Here is an 18,476-nt window from a genome sequence, read left to right on the forward strand (position 1 = left end):
ACCCGATGCAATTGCGTAAATTACTGCTGCCAGGACTGCTTTCCGTTACCCTTTTAAGCGGCTGTTCGCTGTTTAACAGCGAAGAAGATGTGGTAAAGATGTCCCCATTGCCAACCGTTGAAAACCAGTTTACGCCGACCACGGCGTGGAGCACTTCCGTTGGTAGCGGTATTGGCAACTTCTATTCCAATCTTCATCCGGCACTGGCGGACAACGTTGTCTATGCAGCGGACCGCGCTGGTTTAGTAAAAGCGCTGAATGCGGATGATGGCAAAGAAATCTGGTCTGTCAGCCTGGCCGAGAAAGATGGCTGGTTCTCTAAAGAGCCTGCATTACTTTCTGGCGGTGTGACCGTGTCTGGTGGGCATGTCTACATTGGCAGCGAAAAGGCGCAGGTTTACGCGCTGAATACCAGCGATGGTACTGTGGCATGGCAAACTAAAGTCGCGGGTGAAGCACTTTCGCGCCCGGTGGTCAGCGACGGTCTGGTGTTAATCCACACCAGTAACGGTCAGTTACAAGCGCTGAACGAAGCTGACGGCGCTGTCAAATGGACAGTTAACCTCGATATGCCTTCGCTCTCTTTGCGTGGCGAGTCTGCGCCGGCAACGGCTTTTGGTGCGGCCGTCGTGGGTGGCGATAATGGTCGCGTCAGCGCAGTGCTGATGGAACAGGGCCAGATGATTTGGCAGCAGCGTATTTCCCAGGCGACCGGTTCTACCGAAATTGACCGTCTGAGCGATGTTGACACGACTCCAGTCGTTGTTAACGGCGTTGTTTTCGCGCTGGCCTATAATGGTAACCTGACGGCGCTTGATCTGCGCAGTGGTCAGATTATGTGGAAACGCGAACTGGGTTCGGTGAATGATTTCATCGTCGACGGCAATCGCATCTATCTGGTCGATCAAAATGACCGGGTGATGGCGTTGACCATTGATGGCGGCGTTACGCTGTGGACACAAAGCGATCTGTTGCATCGCCTGCTGACTTCTCCGGTGCTGTATAATAGCAACCTGGTGGTAGGTGACAGTGAAGGTTATTTGCACTGGATTAACGTCGAAGATGGTCGTTTCGTTGCCCAGCAAAAAGTTGATAGTTCCGGTTTCCAGACTGAACCGGTTGCCGCTGACGGCAAACTGCTGATCCAGGCAAAAGACGGAACCGTGTACTCTATTACACGTTAATCGTCTCTGTCGTTCACTTTGAAAACGGCTCCTGGACAGGGGCCGTTTTCCTGTTTTTAACAACGACGCGAATATAGCGTGCGTTGTCTGATGATTTATAAAAATGAGGCTTTAAACATGGTACCTGTGGTCGCGCTTGTCGGGCGCCCTAACGTAGGAAAATCCACGTTATTTAACCGTCTAACTCGCACCCGAGATGCGCTGGTTGCGGATTTCCCGGGTCTGACTCGTGACCGTAAGTACGGTCGTGCGGAAATTGAAGGCCGTGAGTTTATCTGTATTGATACCGGCGGGATTGATGGCACAGAAGACGGTGTAGAAACCCGCATGGCGGAACAGTCGCTGCTGGCGATTGAAGAAGCGGACGTCGTACTGTTTATGGTGGATGCGCGTGCGGGCCTGATGCCGGCAGATGAAGCGATTGCCAAACATCTGCGCTCCCGTGAAAAACCGACCTTCCTGGTGGCAAACAAAACTGACGGTCTGGATCCCGATCAGGCAGTGGTTGATTTCTACTCGCTTGGTTTAGGTGAAATCTACCCGATCGCCGCGTCTCACGGTCGTGGCGTATTAAGTCTGCTGGAGCACGTGCTGCTGCCGTGGATGGAAGATCTCGCGCCGCAAGAAGAAGTGGACGAAGACGCAGAATACTGGGCGCAATTTGAAGCAGAAGAAAACGGCGAAGAAGAAGAGGAAGACGACTTCGACCTACAAAGCCTGCCAATCAAACTGGCGATTGTCGGGCGCCCGAACGTCGGTAAGTCTACACTCACTAACCGTATTCTTGGTGAAGAGCGCGTTGTTGTTTATGACATGCCTGGTACGACGCGTGACAGTATCTACATTCCAATGGAACGCGATGGACGTGAGTATGTGCTCATTGACACCGCTGGCGTACGTAAACGCGGTAAAATCACCGATGCTGTAGAGAAATTCTCCGTAATCAAAACGTTGCAGGCCATTGAAGATGCCAACGTGGTGATGTTGGTGATTGATGCGCGCGAAGGTATTTCCGATCAGGATCTCTCGCTGCTAGGCTTTATTCTCAATAGTGGGCGCTCACTTGTCATTGTGGTGAATAAGTGGGATGGCCTGAGTCAGGAAGTGAAAGAGCAGGTGAAAGAAACGCTGGACTTCCGTCTGGGCTTTATCGATTTTGCTCGTGTGCACTTTATCTCTGCCTTGCACGGCAGTGGTGTTGGTAACTTGTTTGAATCAGTACGTGAAGCGTATGACAGCTCCACCCGTCGTGTGGGGACCTCTATGCTGACGCGCATCATGACGATGGCTGTTGAAGATCACCAACCGCCGCTTGTACGCGGTCGTCGTGTGAAGCTGAAATATGCCCACGCCGGTGGTTATAACCCGCCGATTGTGGTGATTCACGGTAATCAGGTGAAAGACCTGCCTGATTCCTACAAGCGTTACTTGATGAACTACTTCCGCAAATCGCTGGACGTAATGGGATCGCCGATTCGTATTCAGTTCAAAGAAGGGGAAAACCCGTATGCGAACAAGCGTAACACCCTGACGCCAACCCAGATGCGTAAACGTAAGCGTCTGATGAAGCACATCAAGAAAAATAAATAATTATCCGTAAGTATTTTATCTGCCATTCCCTCTATGAATGTAGAGGGGTGGCTACCGGAGGAATTCATATGGAACTGCATTGTCCACAATGTCAGCATGTGCTTGATCAGGATAACGGCCATGCGCATTGCCCATCCTGCGGGGAAGTTATTGAAATGAAAGCTCTTTGTCCAGACTGCCATCAACCGTTGCAGGTGTTAAAAGCCTGCGGTGCAGTAGATTACTTCTGTCAGCACGGGCATGGCTTGATATCGAAAAAACGCGTTGAATTCGTGCTGGCTTAATGAACCTTTTTACGCGATTTTTTTACCGGCTGGATGTTTTTTACTTCACTTTCTATCCAGCCGTCTTCCAGACGTGTGGTTAGCATTTCACCCGCTTTAACTTGCTTCACTTTTTTCAGTACATTGCCGTCAGTAGCAGTAGTAACGCTGTATCCACGCGCCAGCGTTGACAGTGGGCTTACGGCTTCGAGGTGCGTTACTGCATTACCGAAACGTTCACGCGTGGCGCTAAGCTGTGCGCGCAGGATTTCTGCTAAACGATATTCCAGTTGCTGAATGCGCGTTTGCGCGCGATGAATCTTCGGCTGTGGATTTTGCTGATTCAGCCGCTGTGTTAACCGCTGCTGCTGTTGCCCGGTACGCTTAAGTTGATTTTCCAGCGCAAAGCTCATCCGCTTTTGCAGGCGCTCAAGCATGGTTTGCTGGCGTGCCAGCCGGAGCTGCGGATGCTGTTGCTGTAATCGGTGATGGATCTGCGTAAAGCGACGCGTGCGGTTGGCGAGATAATAATCCATCGCCATCTCCAGCCGTTGACGGGTCGATTGCACCTGGCGCAGTAACTCTTGCTGATTACGGCTCACTACTTCAGCGGCGGCAGACGGCGTTGGCGCACGCAGATCGGCAACAAAATCGGCAATGGTCACATCCGTCTCATGCCCGACGGCGCTGACGACCGGAATGCGGCTGGCAAAAATCGCCCGCGCTACGCGTTCGTCGTTAAAACTCCATAAATCTTCCAGCGAACCGCCGCCGCGCCCAACGATCAACACGTCGCACTCATTGCGCTGATTCGCCAGTTCAATGGCGCGAACAATTTGCCCCGGTGCGTCATCGCCCTGAACGGCGGTGGGGTAGATGATCACCGGTAGAGAAGGATCGCGACGTTTTAACACATGCAAAATATCATGTAGCGCAGCACCGGTTTTTGAGGTGATCACACCAACGCAATGCGCAGGGGAGGGAAGTGGTTTTTTGTATTGCTGATCGAACAAACCTTCAGCCTGCAACTTCGCTTTGAGCTGTTCGTACTTCTGTTGCAGCAGCCCTTCACCGGCCGGCTGCATACTCTCAACGATTATCTGGTAGTCGCCGCGCGGCTCGTAGAGCGTAATATTGGCGCGAACTAAAACTTGTTGCCCATGCTGTGGACGGAAGGTCACCCGGCGGTTGCTGTTGCGGAACATCGCGCAGCGTACCTGGGCGGTGTCGTCTTTGAGTGTAAAGTACCAGTGACCGGAAGCCGGTTGTGTGAAATTAGAGATTTCGCCGCTGATCCAAACCTGTCCCATCTCATGCTCAAGCAGCAGACGAACCGTTTGATTCAGGCGACTAACGGTAAAAATTGCAGGGGATTGAGAAGGTAACATGTGAGCGAGATCAAATTCTAAATCAGCAGGTTATTCAGTCGATAGTAACCCGCCCTTCGGGGATAGCAAGCATTTTTTGCAAAAAGGGGTAGATGCAATCGGTTACGCTCTGTATAATGCCGCGGCAATATTTATTAACCACTCTGGTCGAGATATTGCCCATGCTACGTATCGCTAAAGAAGCTCTGACGTTTGACGACGTTCTCCTCGTTCCTGCTCATTCTACCGTTCTGCCGAATACTGCTGACCTCAGCACCCAGCTGACGAAAACTATTCGTCTGAATATCCCTATGCTTTCCGCAGCAATGGATACCGTAACGGAAGCGCGCCTGGCTATTGCTCTGGCTCAGGAAGGCGGTATCGGCTTTATCCACAAAAACATGTCCATTGAACGCCAGGCAGAAGAAGTTCGCCGTGTGAAAAAACACGAATCTGGTGTGGTGACTGATCCGCAGACTGTTCTGCCAACCACGACGCTGCGCGAAGTGAAAGAACTGACCGAGCGTAACGGTTTTGCGGGCTATCCGGTCGTTACCGAAGAAAACGAGCTGGTGGGTATTATCACCGGTCGTGACGTGCGTTTTGTTACCGACCTGAACCAGCCGGTTAGCGTTTACATGACGCCGAAAGAGCGTCTGGTCACCGTGCGTGAAGGTGAAGCCCGTGAAGTGGTGCTGGCAAAAATGCACGAAAAACGCGTTGAAAAAGCGCTGGTGGTTGATGACGAATTCCACCTGATCGGCATGATCACCGTGAAAGATTTCCAGAAAGCGGAACGTAAACCGAACGCCTGTAAAGACGAGCAAGGCCGTCTGCGTGTTGGTGCAGCGGTTGGCGCAGGTGCGGGTAACGAAGAGCGTGTTGATGCGCTGGTTGCCGCAGGTGTTGATGTTCTGCTGATCGACTCCTCTCACGGTCACTCTGAAGGCGTTCTGCAGCGTATCCGTGAAACCCGTGCTAAATATCCTGATCTGCAAATCATCGGCGGCAACGTGGCAACAGCTGCAGGTGCACGCGCTCTGGCAGAAGCTGGTTGCAGCGCGGTTAAAGTCGGTATCGGCCCTGGCTCTATCTGTACGACTCGTATCGTGACTGGCGTAGGTGTTCCGCAGATCACTGCCGTTGCTGACGCAGTTGAAGCGCTGGAAGGCACAGGTATTCCGGTTATCGCAGATGGTGGTATTCGCTTCTCCGGCGACATCGCCAAAGCTATCGCCGCTGGCGCAAGCGCGGTAATGGTGGGTTCCATGCTGGCGGGTACTGAAGAATCTCCGGGTGAAATCGAACTCTACCAGGGCCGTTCTTACAAATCTTACCGTGGTATGGGTTCCCTGGGCGCGATGTCCAAAGGTTCCTCTGACCGTTATTTCCAGAGCGATAACGCTGCCGACAAACTGGTGCCGGAAGGTATCGAAGGTCGCGTAGCTTATAAAGGTCGCCTGAAAGAGATCATTCACCAGCAGATGGGTGGCCTGCGCTCCTGTATGGGCCTGACCGGCTGTGGTACTATCGACGAACTGCGTACTAAAGCGGAGTTTGTACGTATCAGCGGTGCGGGCATTCAGGAAAGCCACGTTCACGACGTGACCATTACTAAAGAGTCCCCGAACTACCGTCTGGGCTCCTGATTCTCTTCGCCCGACTTCATGTCGGGCGATTTATATTATCTGTTTCACTTGCCTCGGAATAAGCGTCAATGACGGAAAACATTCATAAGCATCGCATCCTCATTCTGGACTTCGGTTCCCAGTATACTCAACTGGTTGCGCGCCGCGTGCGTGAGCTGGGCGTTTACTGCGAACTGTGGGCGTGGGATGTGACAGAAGCACAAATTCGTGACTTCAATCCAAGCGGCATTATTCTTTCCGGCGGCCCGGAAAGTACTACTGAAGAAAACAGTCCGCGTGCGCCGCAGTATGTCTTTGAAGCAGGCGTACCGGTATTCGGCGTTTGCTATGGTATGCAGACCATGGCGATGCAGTTGGGCGGTCACGTTGAAGCCTCTAACGAACGTGAATTTGGCTACGCGCAGGTTGAAGTCGTAAACGACAGCGCACTGGTTCGCGGTATCGAAGATGCGCTGACCGCAGACGGTAAACCGCTGCTCGATGTCTGGATGAGCCACGGCGATAAAGTTACCGCTATCCCGTCCGACTTCGTCACCGTAGCCAGCACCGAAAGCTGCCCGTTTGCCATTATGGCTAACGAAGAAAAACGCTTCTATGGCGTACAGTTCCACCCGGAAGTGACTCACACCCGCCAGGGTATGCGCATGCTGGAGCGTTTTGTGCGTGATATCTGCCAGTGTGAAGCCCTGTGGACGCCAGCGAAAATTATCGACGATGCTGTAGCCCGCATCCGTGAGCAGGTAGGCGACGATAAAGTCATCCTCGGCCTCTCTGGTGGCGTGGATTCCTCCGTAACCGCAATGCTACTGCACCGCGCTATCGGTAAAAACCTGACTTGCGTATTCGTCGACAACGGCCTGCTGCGTCTCAACGAAGCAGAGCAGGTTCTGGATATGTTTGGCGATCACTTTGGTCTGAACATTGTTCACGTTCCGGCAGAAGATCGCTTCCTGTCAGCGCTGGCTGGCGAAAACGATCCGGAAGCAAAACGTAAAATCATCGGTCGCGTTTTCGTTGAAGTATTCGATGAAGAAGCGCTGAAACTGGAAGACGTGAAGTGGCTGGCGCAGGGCACCATCTACCCTGACGTTATCGAATCTGCGGCGTCTGCAACCGGTAAAGCACACGTCATCAAATCTCACCACAACGTGGGCGGCCTGCCGAAAGAGATGAAGATGGGCCTGGTTGAACCGCTGAAAGAGCTGTTCAAAGACGAAGTGCGTAAGATTGGTCTGGAGCTGGGCCTGCCGTACGACATGTTGTACCGTCACCCATTCCCGGGACCAGGCCTTGGCGTTCGTGTGCTGGGTGAAGTGAAGAAAGAGTACTGTGACCTGCTGCGCCGTGCTGACGCCATCTTCATTGAAGAACTGCGTAAAGCGGACCTGTACGACAAAGTCAGCCAGGCGTTCACTGTGTTCCTGCCGGTACGTTCCGTTGGCGTAATGGGCGATGGTCGTAAGTATGACTGGGTTGTCTCTCTGCGTGCTGTCGAAACCATCGACTTTATGACCGCACACTGGGCGCATCTGCCGTACGATTTCCTCGGTCGCGTTTCCAACCGCATTATCAATGAAGTGAACGGTATTTCCCGCGTGGTGTATGACATCAGCGGCAAGCCGCCAGCTACCATTGAGTGGGAATGATTTGACCCTGCACTATGAATGAACAAAACCCTCTGTTACTACAGAGGGTTTTTTATCTTCAAGAATTATAGGATTGAAGTTACTAACATCGATTAATTAAACCAGCTGTCCGATTTGTTCTCTTCTGCTTTGCCCACGCTTTTCATCAGATCGCGACCGCCTTCAGTCATATTTCTGTTGGCGTCAGCTTCAGATTGCACCACATCGGTTTGCGCAGCTTTGTGCTTCAGTTCCTGATCGATAAATTCGTTTTCTCGCTTAACGCGGGCTTCTTCTTTCGCCAGCGCCAGTTTTTGTTTCTGAATCTCTAAGCTGCGTAGCTCATCTTCATAACTTTGATCGCGTTTTTTGTCCGCAGAGGCTTCGGCGTCCAGTTTATCCTGACGAGCTTTCTTATTTGCCGCTGCCGTTGCCGCTCTTTTGTTAGCGGCGGCCTGGGCATTTGCGCGACGTTGCTTCTCTTGCTGGATTTCCCTGTTGCGCTCCGCGACCCATTCGTCATGCTGCCTTTGCTCTTCATTTTTACCTTGCTGTTCCGCTTCTGCGACAGCAGAGAGTTGATCCTGCAATGATGAGGCGATAGCCGGATAGCTTAAGGAGGCTAAGATGGCGCAAAGAAAAACTTTCTTCATGACTCCTCCTGATTATTAGCTCTTTTCAGGACATTTGGTATTTGGCTGAATACGCGTTTCGTTATACGTCGTGGTAATAACAACGGCTAAACCTGTCGTAAACTGGCACTCTTTACCCACCTGGGTAGAGGTATACACTTTGGTGCCTTCCTTATAGGTTAAAGAAACACCTTCCACTAAGGTTTTATCATTCACCATAGAACCCGCTGCCGCGCCTACAGCTCCGCCGCCAACTGCACCTGCCGTCGTTCCGGAATTGCTGCCAGACCCGACGTTGTGGCCGATAACACCGCCAGCGACTGCGCCAATAAGCGCGCCGAAGGCTTGTGCGTTCCGTTTATTTTGGGAGTTGTCTACGGCAACTTTTGCGGGAAGAATGGAAATAATATTAACGGTTTTAGTTTCTTGTTTGGTATTCAGTTGATCGGTTTGATAAACATCGGCAGCATGATCGTCAGCATTTGACTGGCATCCTGCCAGAGTGAATGACGCTAACATTGCCACAGGCAGAAGACATTTTTTAAATTTCATCACTATTCCTTGTTATACACATTACGAAAAATAAGACATTTAAGATCATCAAAAGAGGAAAGTAAATGTATTGCGTATAAAGGGATAGATTAAATTTATTAAAATTCACGCAGGGAATAATTTATAAAAATATATCATTACAACATATATATTAATTTTATATTTATTTCGCAGCCAAACAGGATAAACATCAGTCAGGATAAAGACGTAAAATTTAAGATGAAAGAATATCTGCCGCTTTGATAATCCCAAACAGCAAAAGCATCCGACAGCGAAGTGCCGTTATGTTCTGTGAAAGTGGAGAAGGTAACCGCTAACGTTGTACCGGTGATTCGACGGAGAGTGTGGATTGCTGAGCTTCTTTTTTGCTCTGATGGTGCTGCCAGGCACCGACGGACGAGTAGATAAAACGGCCAAAGAAGAAGATAAAGCTGATGAGCAGTACGATACGGGTCATGCGACTGTTAAATCGGTGTCGTTTTCGCATACTGGTTGCCTGACTCACAAAAGGTTCCTTGAAGTATGTCCCACGCTGTGGACGGTACTTACATTAAGGCACAACAGGACAAAATGGTCAATTCTTCGTTATGTAAAAAAGCGTCAGTGGATACATATTTTAATGTTATGGAAGTTAATTTAATTATTTACAATGATGATGTAATAATGATGAATTAACATGATAAACGTAATAATTCATTAATCAGGGTTATTTTGTTTGATATATATCAATTGGTACTTTCATATGACACTTAGAATCAATGCTCTCTATAGTGATGAATAATCATCATTCGAAGTCAGGTGGGATGCCTGTCTGAATACACCTCCTTCAGGATGTGGGGGATTCTGCTGAGCATCTATGAAACTGAATGCAACTTATATAAAAATACGTGATAAATGGTGGGGGCTTCCGCTGTTCCTGCCTTCTTTAATCTTGCCCATTTTCGCCCACATTAATACTTTCGCGCATATTTCTTCCGGTGAGGTTTTTCTCTTTTATCTGCCTCTGGCACTGATGATCAGCATGATGATGTTTTTCAGCTGGGCGGCATTGCCAGGGATCGCCTTAGGGATTTTTGTCCGCAAATATGCAGAGCTGGGTTTTTACGAAACGCTATCATTAACGGCTAATTTTATTATCATTATCATTCTCTGTTGGGGCGGTTACAGGGTCTTTACTCCCCGGCGTAACAACGTTTCACATGGTGATACCCGTTTAATTTCCCAGCGTATATTCTGGCAGATTGTGTTTCCTGCAACGCTGTTTCTGATACTTTTCCAGTTTGCTGCATTTGTAGGATTACTGGCGAGCAGAGAAAATCTGGTCGGTGTCATGCCTTTTAACCTCGGGACTTTAATCAATTATCAGGCCTTACTGGTGGGTAATCTGATCGGTGTCCCGCTGTGCTACTTCATCATTCGGGTAGTGCGAAATCCATTTTATTTACGTAGCTATTATTCGCAATTAAAACAGCAGGTTGATGCCAAAGTCACCAAAAAAGAGTTCGCGCTCTGGCTACTGGCATTAGGTGCTTTATTGTTGCTGTTATGCATGCCGTTAAATGAAAAAAGCACAATTTTTAGCACCAATTATACCTTGTCATTATTGCTGCCCCTGATGATGTGGGGAGCGATGCGCTATGGTTATAAGCTGATTTCGCTGCTCTGGGCGGTCGTGTTGATGATCAGCATCCACAGCTATCAAAATTACATTCCCATTTATCCTGGCTATACCACGCAGCTGACCATAACCTCCTCCAGTTATCTGGTATTCTCTTTTATTGTCAATTATATGGCTGTACTGGCAACCCGTCAGAGAGCGGTAGTCAGACGCATTCAGCGGCTTGCGTATGTGGACCCGGTGGTTCATCTGCCAAATGTTCGCGCCCTGAATCGCGCGTTGCGTGATGCCCCCTGGTCTGCGCTTTGTTATTTACGCATCCCTGGCATGGAAATGCTGGTTAAGAACTATGGCATCATGCTGCGGATTCAATACAAGCAAAAACTTTCTCACTGGCTGTCACCCTTGCTGGAACCGGGTGAAGATGTTTATCAGCTTTCGGGTAACGATCTCGCGCTGCGACTGAATACAGAATCGCACCAGGAGCGCATTACCGCACTGGATAGCCATCTCAAGCAATTTCGTTTCTTTTGGGATGGCATGCCGATGCAACCGCAGATTGGCGTCAGTTACTGCTATGTGCGCTCGCCAGTGAATCATATCTACCTGCTGCTGGGAGAGCTAAATACGGTCGCCGAACTTTCCATCGTGACCAACGCCCCGGAAAATATGCAGCGTCGCGGGGCAATGTATTTGCAACGCGAATTGAAAGATAAAGTCGCGATGATGAATCGACTACAGCAGGCGCTGGAACACAACCATTTTTTCCTGATGGCCCAGCCGATTACCGGTATGCGTGGTGATGTTTACCATGAAATTCTTCTGCGCATGAAAGGTGAGAATGATGAACTGATCAGCCCCGATAGCTTCTTGCCGGTCGCGCACGAATTTGGTTTATCGTCGAGTATCGACATGTGGGTCATTGAGCATACGCTGCAATTTATGGCTGAAAACAGAGCGAAGATGCCCGCTCACCGTTTTGCTATTAATCTGTCTCCAACCTCGGTATGTCAGGCTCGTTTTCCTGTTGAAGTCAGTCAGTTGCTGGCTAAATATCAGATTGAAGCGTGGCAACTTATTTTTGAAGTCACCGAAAGTAATGCTCTGACCAATGTTAAGCAGGCGCAAATCACCTTGCAGCATCTTCAGGAATTAGGCTGCCAGATTGCGATTGATGATTTCGGCACCGGCTACGCCAGCTATGCGCGGCTTAAAAATGTGAATGCCGATCTGCTTAAAATTGACGGCAGTTTTATCCGCAATATTGTGTCAAATAGTCTGGATTATCAGATAGTGGCATCGATTTGCCACCTGGCGCGAATGAAGAAAATGCGGGTAGTGGCAGAGTACGTTGAAAACGAAGAGATCCGCGAGGCGGTGCTCTCTTTGGGGATCGATTATATGCAGGGTTATCTTATTGGTAAGCCGCAGCCGTTAATTGATACGTTGAATGAAATCGAACCCATTCGCGAAAGTGCCTGAATAATGCGGGCCGACATTTCTCGTCGGCCCGCAAAGCATTAAGCGGCGATTTCAGGTGTACTTTCTTCTTCAATTTTCAACCGCCAGCCAGCCACGCCTTCCCAGTATTCTTGCTCCTTTTCCAGATCAAGCAGTACCAACGCATTCTGACTAAACCAGTCATGCGGGAAACGCAGTGTCCAGTGACTGTCATCAGTAATCAGTGTCAATGTTGGCGGTGTGGTGGTTGCCTGACGTTGATTGTTGAGTAATACGCCAAGGCGCAATAGCTGAATCAGTGGCAGGAACTGTTTCTTCTTAAACAAGGTAAAGCGCGGCAGATCGTCGAGTTTAATCGCTTTACGGTGATAGCGCACCAGTGTCGCCATCATCAGCTGCTGTTCCTGATTAAAACCCGGCAAGTCACTGTTTTGCAGAATATAAGCGGAGTGGCGATGCAAACCGCTGTGGTTGATATTCAACCCGACCTCATGCAGCATGGCGGCCCATCGCAGTAGCGCCTCCAGTTGCGGATGCGCCAGCTTCGGTTGCTGTTCCCGCCACTGTTCGTACATTTGCATAGTGGTATCCAGCACCCGTCGGGCCTGTTCGCTGTCGATGTGATACTGGTTGGCGAGGCTGCTGGCGGTGCGACTACGCACATCCTGATGACGGAAACGTCCTTCCATTTCGTACAGTACGCCTTCGCGTAACGCCCCGTCAGAAAGGCGCAGTTCACGGATGGCTAAAGCATCAAACACACCGCATAAAATCGCCAGTCCCGGAACGAAGACTGTTTTCCGCTCTTCGGAAAGACCCGGTAAACTCAGCGATGCGAAATTACGGTGACGTAAAACTTCTTTTACCAGTTTTTCCAGACGTTCCGGGGTAATTATCCCGTCTTTCTCGCCCATTTCCATTAACACTTCATGGGCGGCTTTTATGGTACCGGAAGCGCCCATTGCAACGTTCCAGCCCTGAATACGGAATTGCCAGGTTAAAGTTTCCAGTTTTTGTGCTGCCGCCATGCGAGCGCGCTGAAAATTCTCTTTATTGATGACCCCGCCAGGAAAATAAAGCTGGGCAAAGCTGACACAACCCATCCGGCGGCTTTCAACGAGAATAGGTTCGAAATTTTCACCAATCACCAGTTCCGTAGATCCGCCGCCAATATCAATAACCAGTTTGCGACCTTTTTCCGGTTGGGTATGTTCCACTCCCATAAAAATCAGACGGGCTTCTTCATTACCGGAAATAATTTCAATCGGGTAGGGAATGACCTTTTCCGCGCGTTTCAGAAAGTCAGTGGCGTTCAGCGCCTGACGCAGCGTATGGGTGCCGACTATACAGACGCTGGCAGGAGAAAACCCTTGTAGCCGTTCGGCAAACAGCGACAGACAGTTCAAACCGCGCGTCATTGCCTCTTCACTCAACATATTATCTGGCCCCAGGCCGTCCGCCAGATGCACCCGCTGTTTCAGGCGACCAATAATCTGCATGGCACCATCTACCACACGGGCTATGACCATGTGAAAACTGTTTGAACCAAGATCGACCGCAGCAAACTCCTGCGGACGAGGGGATTTATCGTGTATTGGCATAGGGTTATTCAGGTTGTTCGAGTGATTTGATGTAGTCGTAAATCGCCAACTGCGCCCGTACTTTGCGGCGATTGCCGCGGGGAACGTAGCGATTACTGAGTTCTTTATCGATATAACGTGCTTTGACCGTATCGCTGAACAATATGTCGATGATGTCCAGCACCCGCTGCTTCAGGCGCGGATCGAGCAGCGGTGTCGCCACTTCAATACGATAATCAATATTGCGCGTCATCCAGTCGGCGGAAGAAAGGTAGACCTTTTTATCGCCGCCATTTTCAAAAATATAAACCCGGTCATGTTCAAGGTAACGGTCAACAATACTGATGGCACGAATGTTGTCGCTAATGCCTTCCAGATTGGGGATCAGCGAACACATTCCGCGAACCAGCAGATTAACCGGTACGCCGGAGCTGGAGGCCGCATACAGACGATCAACCAGGCCTTTATCGACAAGGTTATTTAGCTTCAGGGTGATACCACTGGGCAGCCCTTGCTGCGCGTTGGCGATTTCGCGGTCTACCATTTCATATAACAGACGGCGAGAGTTTTGCGGTGACACCATTAAATAATCAAATGTCACCGGGCGGTATGGGTTTTCAATAAAGTTAAATACCCGCCGTACTTCGTTGGTGATACGCGCATCTGCGGTCAGCAACGAATAGTCAGTATAAAGACGCGCGGTTTTTTCGTTAAAGTTCCCGGTCCCGATGTGTGCGTAACGGACCACTTCACCGTTTTCTTTACGTGAAATCAGGAACAGTTTGGCGTGAATTTTCAGCCCCGGCGCAGAGAAGATAACGTGCACGCCTGCTTCTGTCAGGCGCTTCGCCCAGTGAATGTTGGCTTCTTCGTCGAAACGCGCCTGTAACTCAACCACCACGGTCACTTTCTTGCCGTTGTGCGCAGCGTGGATCATCGAGTCGATGATACGTGAATCTTTTGCCACACGGTAAATGTTGATTTTAATCGCCAGCACGCTCGGATCGAACGAGGCCTGACGCAGCAGTTCCAGCACATGCTCAAAGGTGTGATAAGGATAATAGAGCAACACATCGCGTTCGCGAATGGCATCAAAACCATTGCGGAACTGGGCTTTATCAAACCAAATGTGGCGTAAACGCGGCAGTGGTTTGTTCACCAGATTGGCTTTGCCGACATTGGGGAAATTAATAAAGTCTTTAAAATTATGATAACGACCGCCGGGGACGATGGAGTCGTAGCGGGAAATAGTCAGTTTTTCGCGTAACACTTCAACCAGCGCATTGGGCATATCGCGCTGATAAACAAAACGCACCGGCTCAGCAGTTAAACGCTGCTTGAGACTGGAAGACATCAACTCCATCAGGCTGGCTTCCATCTCATGCACTAAATCGTATTCGGCATCGCGGGTCATCTTCATTGAATAGGCATTCAGCGCGTCATAATCAAAGAAGCCTTTGAAAATATCATCGAGGCAGTAACGCAGAATGTTATCCAGAAGAATCATCGGTTTGCGTCGACGCGGCGCTTCTGGCGGTAAATTCACAAAGCGTGGCACTTTATCTGATGGGATCTCCAGCAGCGCGTAACGGATGGTATCGCCACGGATAATTTCCACCGCCAAATAGGTGTAATCATCTTTCAGGAACTGCACTAAGTCAGTGTCAGGATTGATTAAAATCGGCGTAATGTGCTGACGCAGATACTGCTTAAAATAATGACGAAGCCAGTTTTGTTGATTGACGGAGAGCTGGCGTTCATTAATCAGGAAGATCTGGTTACGCGCCATCTCCAGCAGCAGCTCGTTGTAGAGGCCGTCGAATTCCTGATCGGCTTTCAGCACCCGGGACTGAATTTTGCCCAGTAAATGGCGGGAATGAGAGTTGGAGCCTTGTTCTTCGCTAATAATGATGCGTCGCTTCAGTTCAGCGAAGCGGACTTTATAGAACTCATCAAGGTTATTGGAATAGATCCCCAGGAAACGCATCCTTTCAATCAGCGGGTTAGATTTGTCCGCCGCTTCCTGAAGCACGCGTTCATTGAACGATAACCAACTGAGCTCTTTTTCGATGTATAGCTTTTCCTGACCCATTACCACTTTTACTCCGTTTTATTCACGGGACACTGCCTGGATATTATGGCGAGCAATATTGGCAGATGTCCAACTATGCCAGAAAAGGGGGAAAAAAACTGCTGGAGCTTGCGATTTACAGGTGAATTGAAAAACGCCAGCGGCAGAGCTGGCGCTTTAACTACGGGGCATTACTCGTCGGCAGCGTAGCCCTGCGGCGGCAGACGTTGACCATCCAGCCACGCGGCGTTTTCGTGCATTTTCAGACGACCATCGGCAAACCAGCTAATCACCAGTGGATAAATAGCGTGTTCCTGGGTTTGCACGCGGGCGGTGATGTCATCTTCCGTATCACCAGCAAATACCGGGACTTTCGCCTGTAAAATAACCGGGCCACCGTCCAGTTCATCGGTGACGAAATGCACCGATGTACCGTGCTCTTCATCGCCATTTTCCAGCGCCTGACGATGGGTGTGTAATCCGGGATATTTCGGCAGCAGAGAAGGGTGAATGTTCAGCAAACGCCCGGCATAGTGGGAGACAAACGCCGGGCTGAGAATGCGCATAAAACCAGCCAGCACGACCACATCGGGTGCGTACATGTCGATTTCATGAATCAACTCCCGGTCATAGGCTTCACGACTGTCAAACGCGCTGGCGATGAGCGTATGCGTTGCAATACCCGCCTGGCGGGCGCGTTCAAGGCCGAACGCGTCGGCCTTATTGCTGAAAACTGCCCGTACGGTGCCTTTAATTTTGTTGGTTTTACAGGCGTCAATAATTGCCTGTAAATTACTTCCGTTGCCGGAAATAAGCACCACAATATTCATTATTCGATAACCACGCGTTGTTCGGAATCAGAGGCTTTGATGATACCGATTTTCCACGCGTTTTCACCGTTGGCATTGAGCAGGGCGAGGGCTTTGTCCACTTCCGGAGCAGGCAGGGCAATAATCATCCCGACGCCGCAGTTGAAGGTGCGATACATTTCATGGCGTTCAACGTTACCTGCCGTTTGCAGCCAGTTGAACACTTCCGGCCACTGCCAGGAAGATTCATCAATCACTGCCTGGGTATTATCTGGCAATACGCGTGGAATGTTTTCCCAGAAGCCGCCGCCGGTCAGGTGCGCAATGGCATGCACATCGACCTTTTCAATCAACTCCAGCACTGACTTCACGTAAATGCGGGTCGGTGCCAGCAGATGATCGGCTAATGGCTTACCATCAAGTTCGGTGGTTTGCGGATCACAACCGCTGACTTCAAGAATTTTGCGCACCAGCGAATAGCCGTTCGAGTGCGGACCGCTGGAACCGAGTGCAATCAGCACATCGCCGTCGCTGACTTTAGAGCCGTCGATGATTTCTGATTTTTCTACCACGCCAACGCAGAAACCCGCGACATCGTAATCCTCACCGTGATACATCCCCGGCATTTCTGCCGTTTCGCCACCCACCAGTGAACAGCCCGATTGCAGACATCCTTCCGCGATACCGCTGATCACCGCTGAAGCGGTATCAACATCCAGTTTTCCGGTTGCGTAATAGTCGAGGAAAAACAGCGGCTCTGCACCTTGCACCACCAGGTCATTAACGCACATGGCGACCAGATCAATACCAATGGTGTCGTGACGTTTTAAGTCCATTGCCAGACGCAGCTTGGTACCTACGCCGTCAGTGCCGGAAACCAGCACGGGTTCACGATATTTTTGCGGCAATGCACACAGCGCACCGAAGCCGCCCAGACCGCCCATCACTTCCGGACGACGCGTTTTCTTCACTACGCCTTTGATTCTTCCAACCAGAGCATTACCCGCGTCAATATCAACACCGGCATCTTTGTAGCTAAGAGAGGTTTTATCGGTCACTGCTTGGGTCCCCACGCGTTACTTGCGGTAGAAAAATAAAATTCGGCGCAATTCTAACAGGGAAAGCAAACGTTTGCGAGACTGCTTTACACAACCTTTTTGCACGTCTTTTGCCCAGGCGCGCGGCGAAAGAAGACTTGTACCAGGGTAAAGGTTAGTTTTCGGATGGAATAATCTTCTTTCATAACCATTTGAATATAAAATAACTTTATCTCAAACCGTTATCATTTTGACTAAAGTCAACGAAAAGAATATTGCCGCCTTGAAGAAAGGAGGTATAATCCGTCGATTTTTTTTGTGGCTGCCCCTCAAAGGAGAAAGAGTATGAAGATCGTGGAAGTCAAACACCCACTCGTCAAACACAAGCTGGGACTGATGCGTGAGCAAGATATCAGCACCAAGCGCTTTCGCGAACTCGCTTCCGAAGTGGGTAGCCTGCTGACTTACGAAGCGACCGCCGACCTCGAAACGGAAAAAGTAACTATCGAAGGCTGGAACGGCCCGGTAGAAATCGACCAGATCAAAGGTAAGAAAATTACCGTTGTGCCAATTCTGCGTGCGGGTCTTGGTATGATGGACGGTGTGCTGGAAAACGTTCCGAGCGCGCGCATCAGCGTTGTCGGTATGTACCGTAATGAAGAAACGCTGGAGCCGGTACCGTACTTCCAGAAACTGGTTTCTAACATCGATGAGCGTATGGCGCTGATCGTTGACCCAATGCTGGCAACCGGTGGTTCCGTTATCGCGACCATCGACCTGCTGAAAAAAGCGGGCTGCAGCAGCATCAAAGTTCTGGTGCTGGTCGCTGCGCCAGAAGGTATCGCTGCGCTGGAAAAAGCGCACCCGGACGTCGAACTGTATACCGCATCGATTGATCAGGGACTGAACGAGCACGGATACATTATTCCGGGCCTCGGCGATGCCGGTGACAAAATCTTTGGTACGAAATAAAGAATAAAAATAATTAAAGCCGACTTTAAGAGTCGGCTTTTTTTTGAGTAAAGCGCCTATAACACA

The 18,476-nt window shown here is 50.1% G+C and carries 16 protein-coding genes; 8 read left to right on the forward strand and 8 right to left on the reverse strand.

Translation table 11 applies throughout. From position 1 onward, the window contains the following. Positions 1-5 precede the first annotated feature (5 nt). From bamB to ACU8XX_RS06640, 3 genes are all read left to right on the forward strand, one after another. On the forward strand, positions 6-1,184 hold the full coding sequence (gene bamB, locus ACU8XX_RS06630; protein ID WP_001177049.1) for an outer membrane protein assembly factor BamB: 1,179 nt from the start codon (positions 6-8) through the stop codon (positions 1,182-1,184). A 117-nt stretch (positions 1,185-1,301) separates the two neighbouring features. Further along, the gene (gene der, locus ACU8XX_RS06635) at positions 1,302-2,774 is read left to right on the forward strand and encodes a ribosome biogenesis GTPase Der (RefSeq protein WP_001488276.1); all 1,473 of its coding nucleotides are present in this window, start codon (positions 1,302-1,304) and stop codon (positions 2,772-2,774) included. Positions 2,775-2,842: 68 nt separating this feature from the next. Beyond that, on the forward strand, positions 2,843-3,058 hold the full coding sequence (locus ACU8XX_RS06640; protein WP_001300368.1) for a zinc ribbon domain-containing protein: 216 nt from the start codon (positions 2,843-2,845) through the stop codon (positions 3,056-3,058). Here ACU8XX_RS06640 and xseA read toward each other — a convergent pair. Beyond that, positions 3,055-4,425, reverse strand: coding sequence for an exodeoxyribonuclease VII large subunit (gene xseA, locus ACU8XX_RS06645; RefSeq protein ID WP_000937931.1), 1,371 nt, complete (start codon positions 4,423-4,425; stop codon positions 3,055-3,057). The two genes, ACU8XX_RS06640 and xseA, sit on opposite strands and share 4 nt — an antisense overlap. Before the next feature lie 161 nt (positions 4,426-4,586). On the opposite strand from xseA, the gene guaB reads away from it, so the two are divergent. Both guaB and guaA read left to right on the forward strand, forming a co-directional pair. Then, positions 4,587-6,053: an IMP dehydrogenase gene (gene guaB, locus ACU8XX_RS06650; protein WP_001299507.1), complete on the forward strand. Its 1,467-nt coding sequence runs from the start codon at positions 4,587-4,589 to the stop codon at positions 6,051-6,053. A 68-nt stretch (positions 6,054-6,121) separates the two neighbouring features. Then, positions 6,122-7,699 (forward strand): glutamine-hydrolyzing GMP synthase, encoded by a 1,578-nt coding sequence (gene guaA, locus ACU8XX_RS06655; protein WP_000138282.1) that lies wholly within the window; start codon positions 6,122-6,124, stop codon positions 7,697-7,699. A 92-nt stretch (positions 7,700-7,791) separates the two neighbouring features. Here the strand turns inward: guaA and ACU8XX_RS06660 are convergent, their stop codons facing one another. From ACU8XX_RS06660 to ACU8XX_RS06670, 3 genes are all read right to left on the reverse strand, one after another. After that, positions 7,792-8,331: a DUF5384 family protein gene (locus tag ACU8XX_RS06660; protein ID WP_000755173.1), complete on the reverse strand. Its 540-nt coding sequence runs from the start codon at positions 8,329-8,331 to the stop codon at positions 7,792-7,794. A gap of 15 nt (positions 8,332-8,346) precedes the next feature. Further along, positions 8,347-8,865, reverse strand: coding sequence for an outer membrane lipoprotein (locus ACU8XX_RS06665; protein ID WP_001295476.1), 519 nt, complete (start codon positions 8,863-8,865; stop codon positions 8,347-8,349). A gap of 310 nt (positions 8,866-9,175) precedes the next feature. Further along, the gene (locus ACU8XX_RS06670; protein ID WP_000076001.1) at positions 9,176-9,367 is read right to left on the reverse strand and encodes a YfgG family protein; all 192 of its coding nucleotides are present in this window, start codon (positions 9,365-9,367) and stop codon (positions 9,176-9,178) included. 17 nt (positions 9,368-9,384) lie between these two features. Between ACU8XX_RS06670 and ACU8XX_RS06675 the strand changes: the two genes are divergently transcribed. Together ACU8XX_RS06675 and pdeF are read left to right on the forward strand one after the other, a co-directional pair. Beyond that, positions 9,385-9,537: a hypothetical protein gene (locus ACU8XX_RS06675; RefSeq protein ID WP_000017552.1), complete on the forward strand. Its 153-nt coding sequence runs from the start codon at positions 9,385-9,387 to the stop codon at positions 9,535-9,537. A gap of 181 nt (positions 9,538-9,718) precedes the next feature. Then, positions 9,719-11,962, forward strand: a complete 2,244-nt coding sequence (gene pdeF / locus ACU8XX_RS06680) for a cyclic-guanylate-specific phosphodiesterase PdeF (RefSeq protein WP_000772732.1) — start codon at positions 9,719-9,721, stop codon at positions 11,960-11,962. A 38-nt stretch (positions 11,963-12,000) separates the two neighbouring features. On the opposite strand, the gene ppx is transcribed toward pdeF, so the two are convergent. From ppx to purM, 4 genes are all read right to left on the reverse strand, one after another. Further along, a complete protein-coding gene (gene ppx, locus ACU8XX_RS06685; RefSeq protein WP_001121363.1) occupies positions 12,001-13,542 on the reverse strand; it encodes an exopolyphosphatase in 1,542 nt (513 codons plus the stop codon). 4 nt (positions 13,543-13,546) lie between these two features. Continuing rightward, positions 13,547-15,613: a polyphosphate kinase 1 gene (ppk1, locus tag ACU8XX_RS06690; protein WP_000529576.1), complete on the reverse strand. Its 2,067-nt coding sequence runs from the start codon at positions 15,611-15,613 to the stop codon at positions 13,547-13,549. A gap of 170 nt (positions 15,614-15,783) precedes the next feature. After that, a complete protein-coding gene (purN, locus tag ACU8XX_RS06695; RefSeq protein WP_001028614.1) occupies positions 15,784-16,422 on the reverse strand; it encodes a phosphoribosylglycinamide formyltransferase in 639 nt (212 codons plus the stop codon). Continuing rightward, positions 16,422-17,459 carry a phosphoribosylformylglycinamidine cyclo-ligase gene (gene purM / locus ACU8XX_RS06700; protein ID WP_001295474.1) on the reverse strand — a complete coding sequence of 346 codons (1,038 nt, stop codon included), beginning with the start codon at positions 17,457-17,459 and terminating at the stop codon, positions 16,422-16,424. The genes purN and purM overlap by 1 nt, the downstream gene beginning before the upstream one ends. A gap of 324 nt (positions 17,460-17,783) precedes the next feature. Between purM and upp the strand changes: the two genes are divergently transcribed. Continuing rightward, the gene (upp, locus tag ACU8XX_RS06705) at positions 17,784-18,410 is read left to right on the forward strand and encodes a uracil phosphoribosyltransferase (RefSeq protein WP_001295473.1); all 627 of its coding nucleotides are present in this window, start codon (positions 17,784-17,786) and stop codon (positions 18,408-18,410) included. Positions 18,411-18,476: the final 66 nt, after the last annotated feature.

The sequence above is a fragment of the Escherichia sp. MAL-1 genome (assembly GCF_052948035.1).

What these genes read in the sequence shown, in the direction of transcription:
- purN (WP_001028614.1), bottom strand. Translation starts at nt 16,422, where the DNA reads ATGAATATTGTGGTGCTTATTTCCGGCAACGGAAGTAATTTACAGGCA.
- bamB (WP_001177049.1), top strand. Translation starts at nt 6, where the DNA reads ATGCAATTGCGTAAATTACTGCTGCCAGGACTGCTTTCCGTTACCCTT.
- guaA (WP_000138282.1), top strand. Translation starts at nt 6,122, where the DNA reads ATGACGGAAAACATTCATAAGCATCGCATCCTCATTCTGGACTTCGGT.
- der (WP_001488276.1), top strand. Translation starts at nt 1,302, where the DNA reads ATGGTACCTGTGGTCGCGCTTGTCGGGCGCCCTAACGTAGGAAAATCC.
- ACU8XX_RS06660 (WP_000755173.1), bottom strand. Translation starts at nt 8,331, where the DNA reads ATGAAGAAAGTTTTTCTTTGCGCCATCTTAGCCTCCTTAAGCTATCCG.
- ACU8XX_RS06675 (WP_000017552.1), top strand. Translation starts at nt 9,385, where the DNA reads ATGTCCCACGCTGTGGACGGTACTTACATTAAGGCACAACAGGACAAA.
- xseA (WP_000937931.1), bottom strand. Translation starts at nt 4,425, where the DNA reads ATGTTACCTTCTCAATCCCCTGCAATTTTTACCGTTAGTCGCCTGAAT.
- ppx (WP_001121363.1), bottom strand. Translation starts at nt 13,542, where the DNA reads ATGCCAATACACGATAAATCCCCTCGTCCGCAGGAGTTTGCTGCGGTC.
- upp (WP_001295473.1), top strand. Translation starts at nt 17,784, where the DNA reads ATGAAGATCGTGGAAGTCAAACACCCACTCGTCAAACACAAGCTGGGA.
- pdeF (WP_000772732.1), top strand. Translation starts at nt 9,719, where the DNA reads ATGAAACTGAATGCAACTTATATAAAAATACGTGATAAATGGTGGGGG.
- ACU8XX_RS06640 (WP_001300368.1), top strand. Translation starts at nt 2,843, where the DNA reads ATGGAACTGCATTGTCCACAATGTCAGCATGTGCTTGATCAGGATAAC.
- guaB (WP_001299507.1), top strand. Translation starts at nt 4,587, where the DNA reads ATGCTACGTATCGCTAAAGAAGCTCTGACGTTTGACGACGTTCTCCTC.
- ppk1 (WP_000529576.1), bottom strand. Translation starts at nt 15,613, where the DNA reads ATGGGTCAGGAAAAGCTATACATCGAAAAAGAGCTCAGTTGGTTATCG.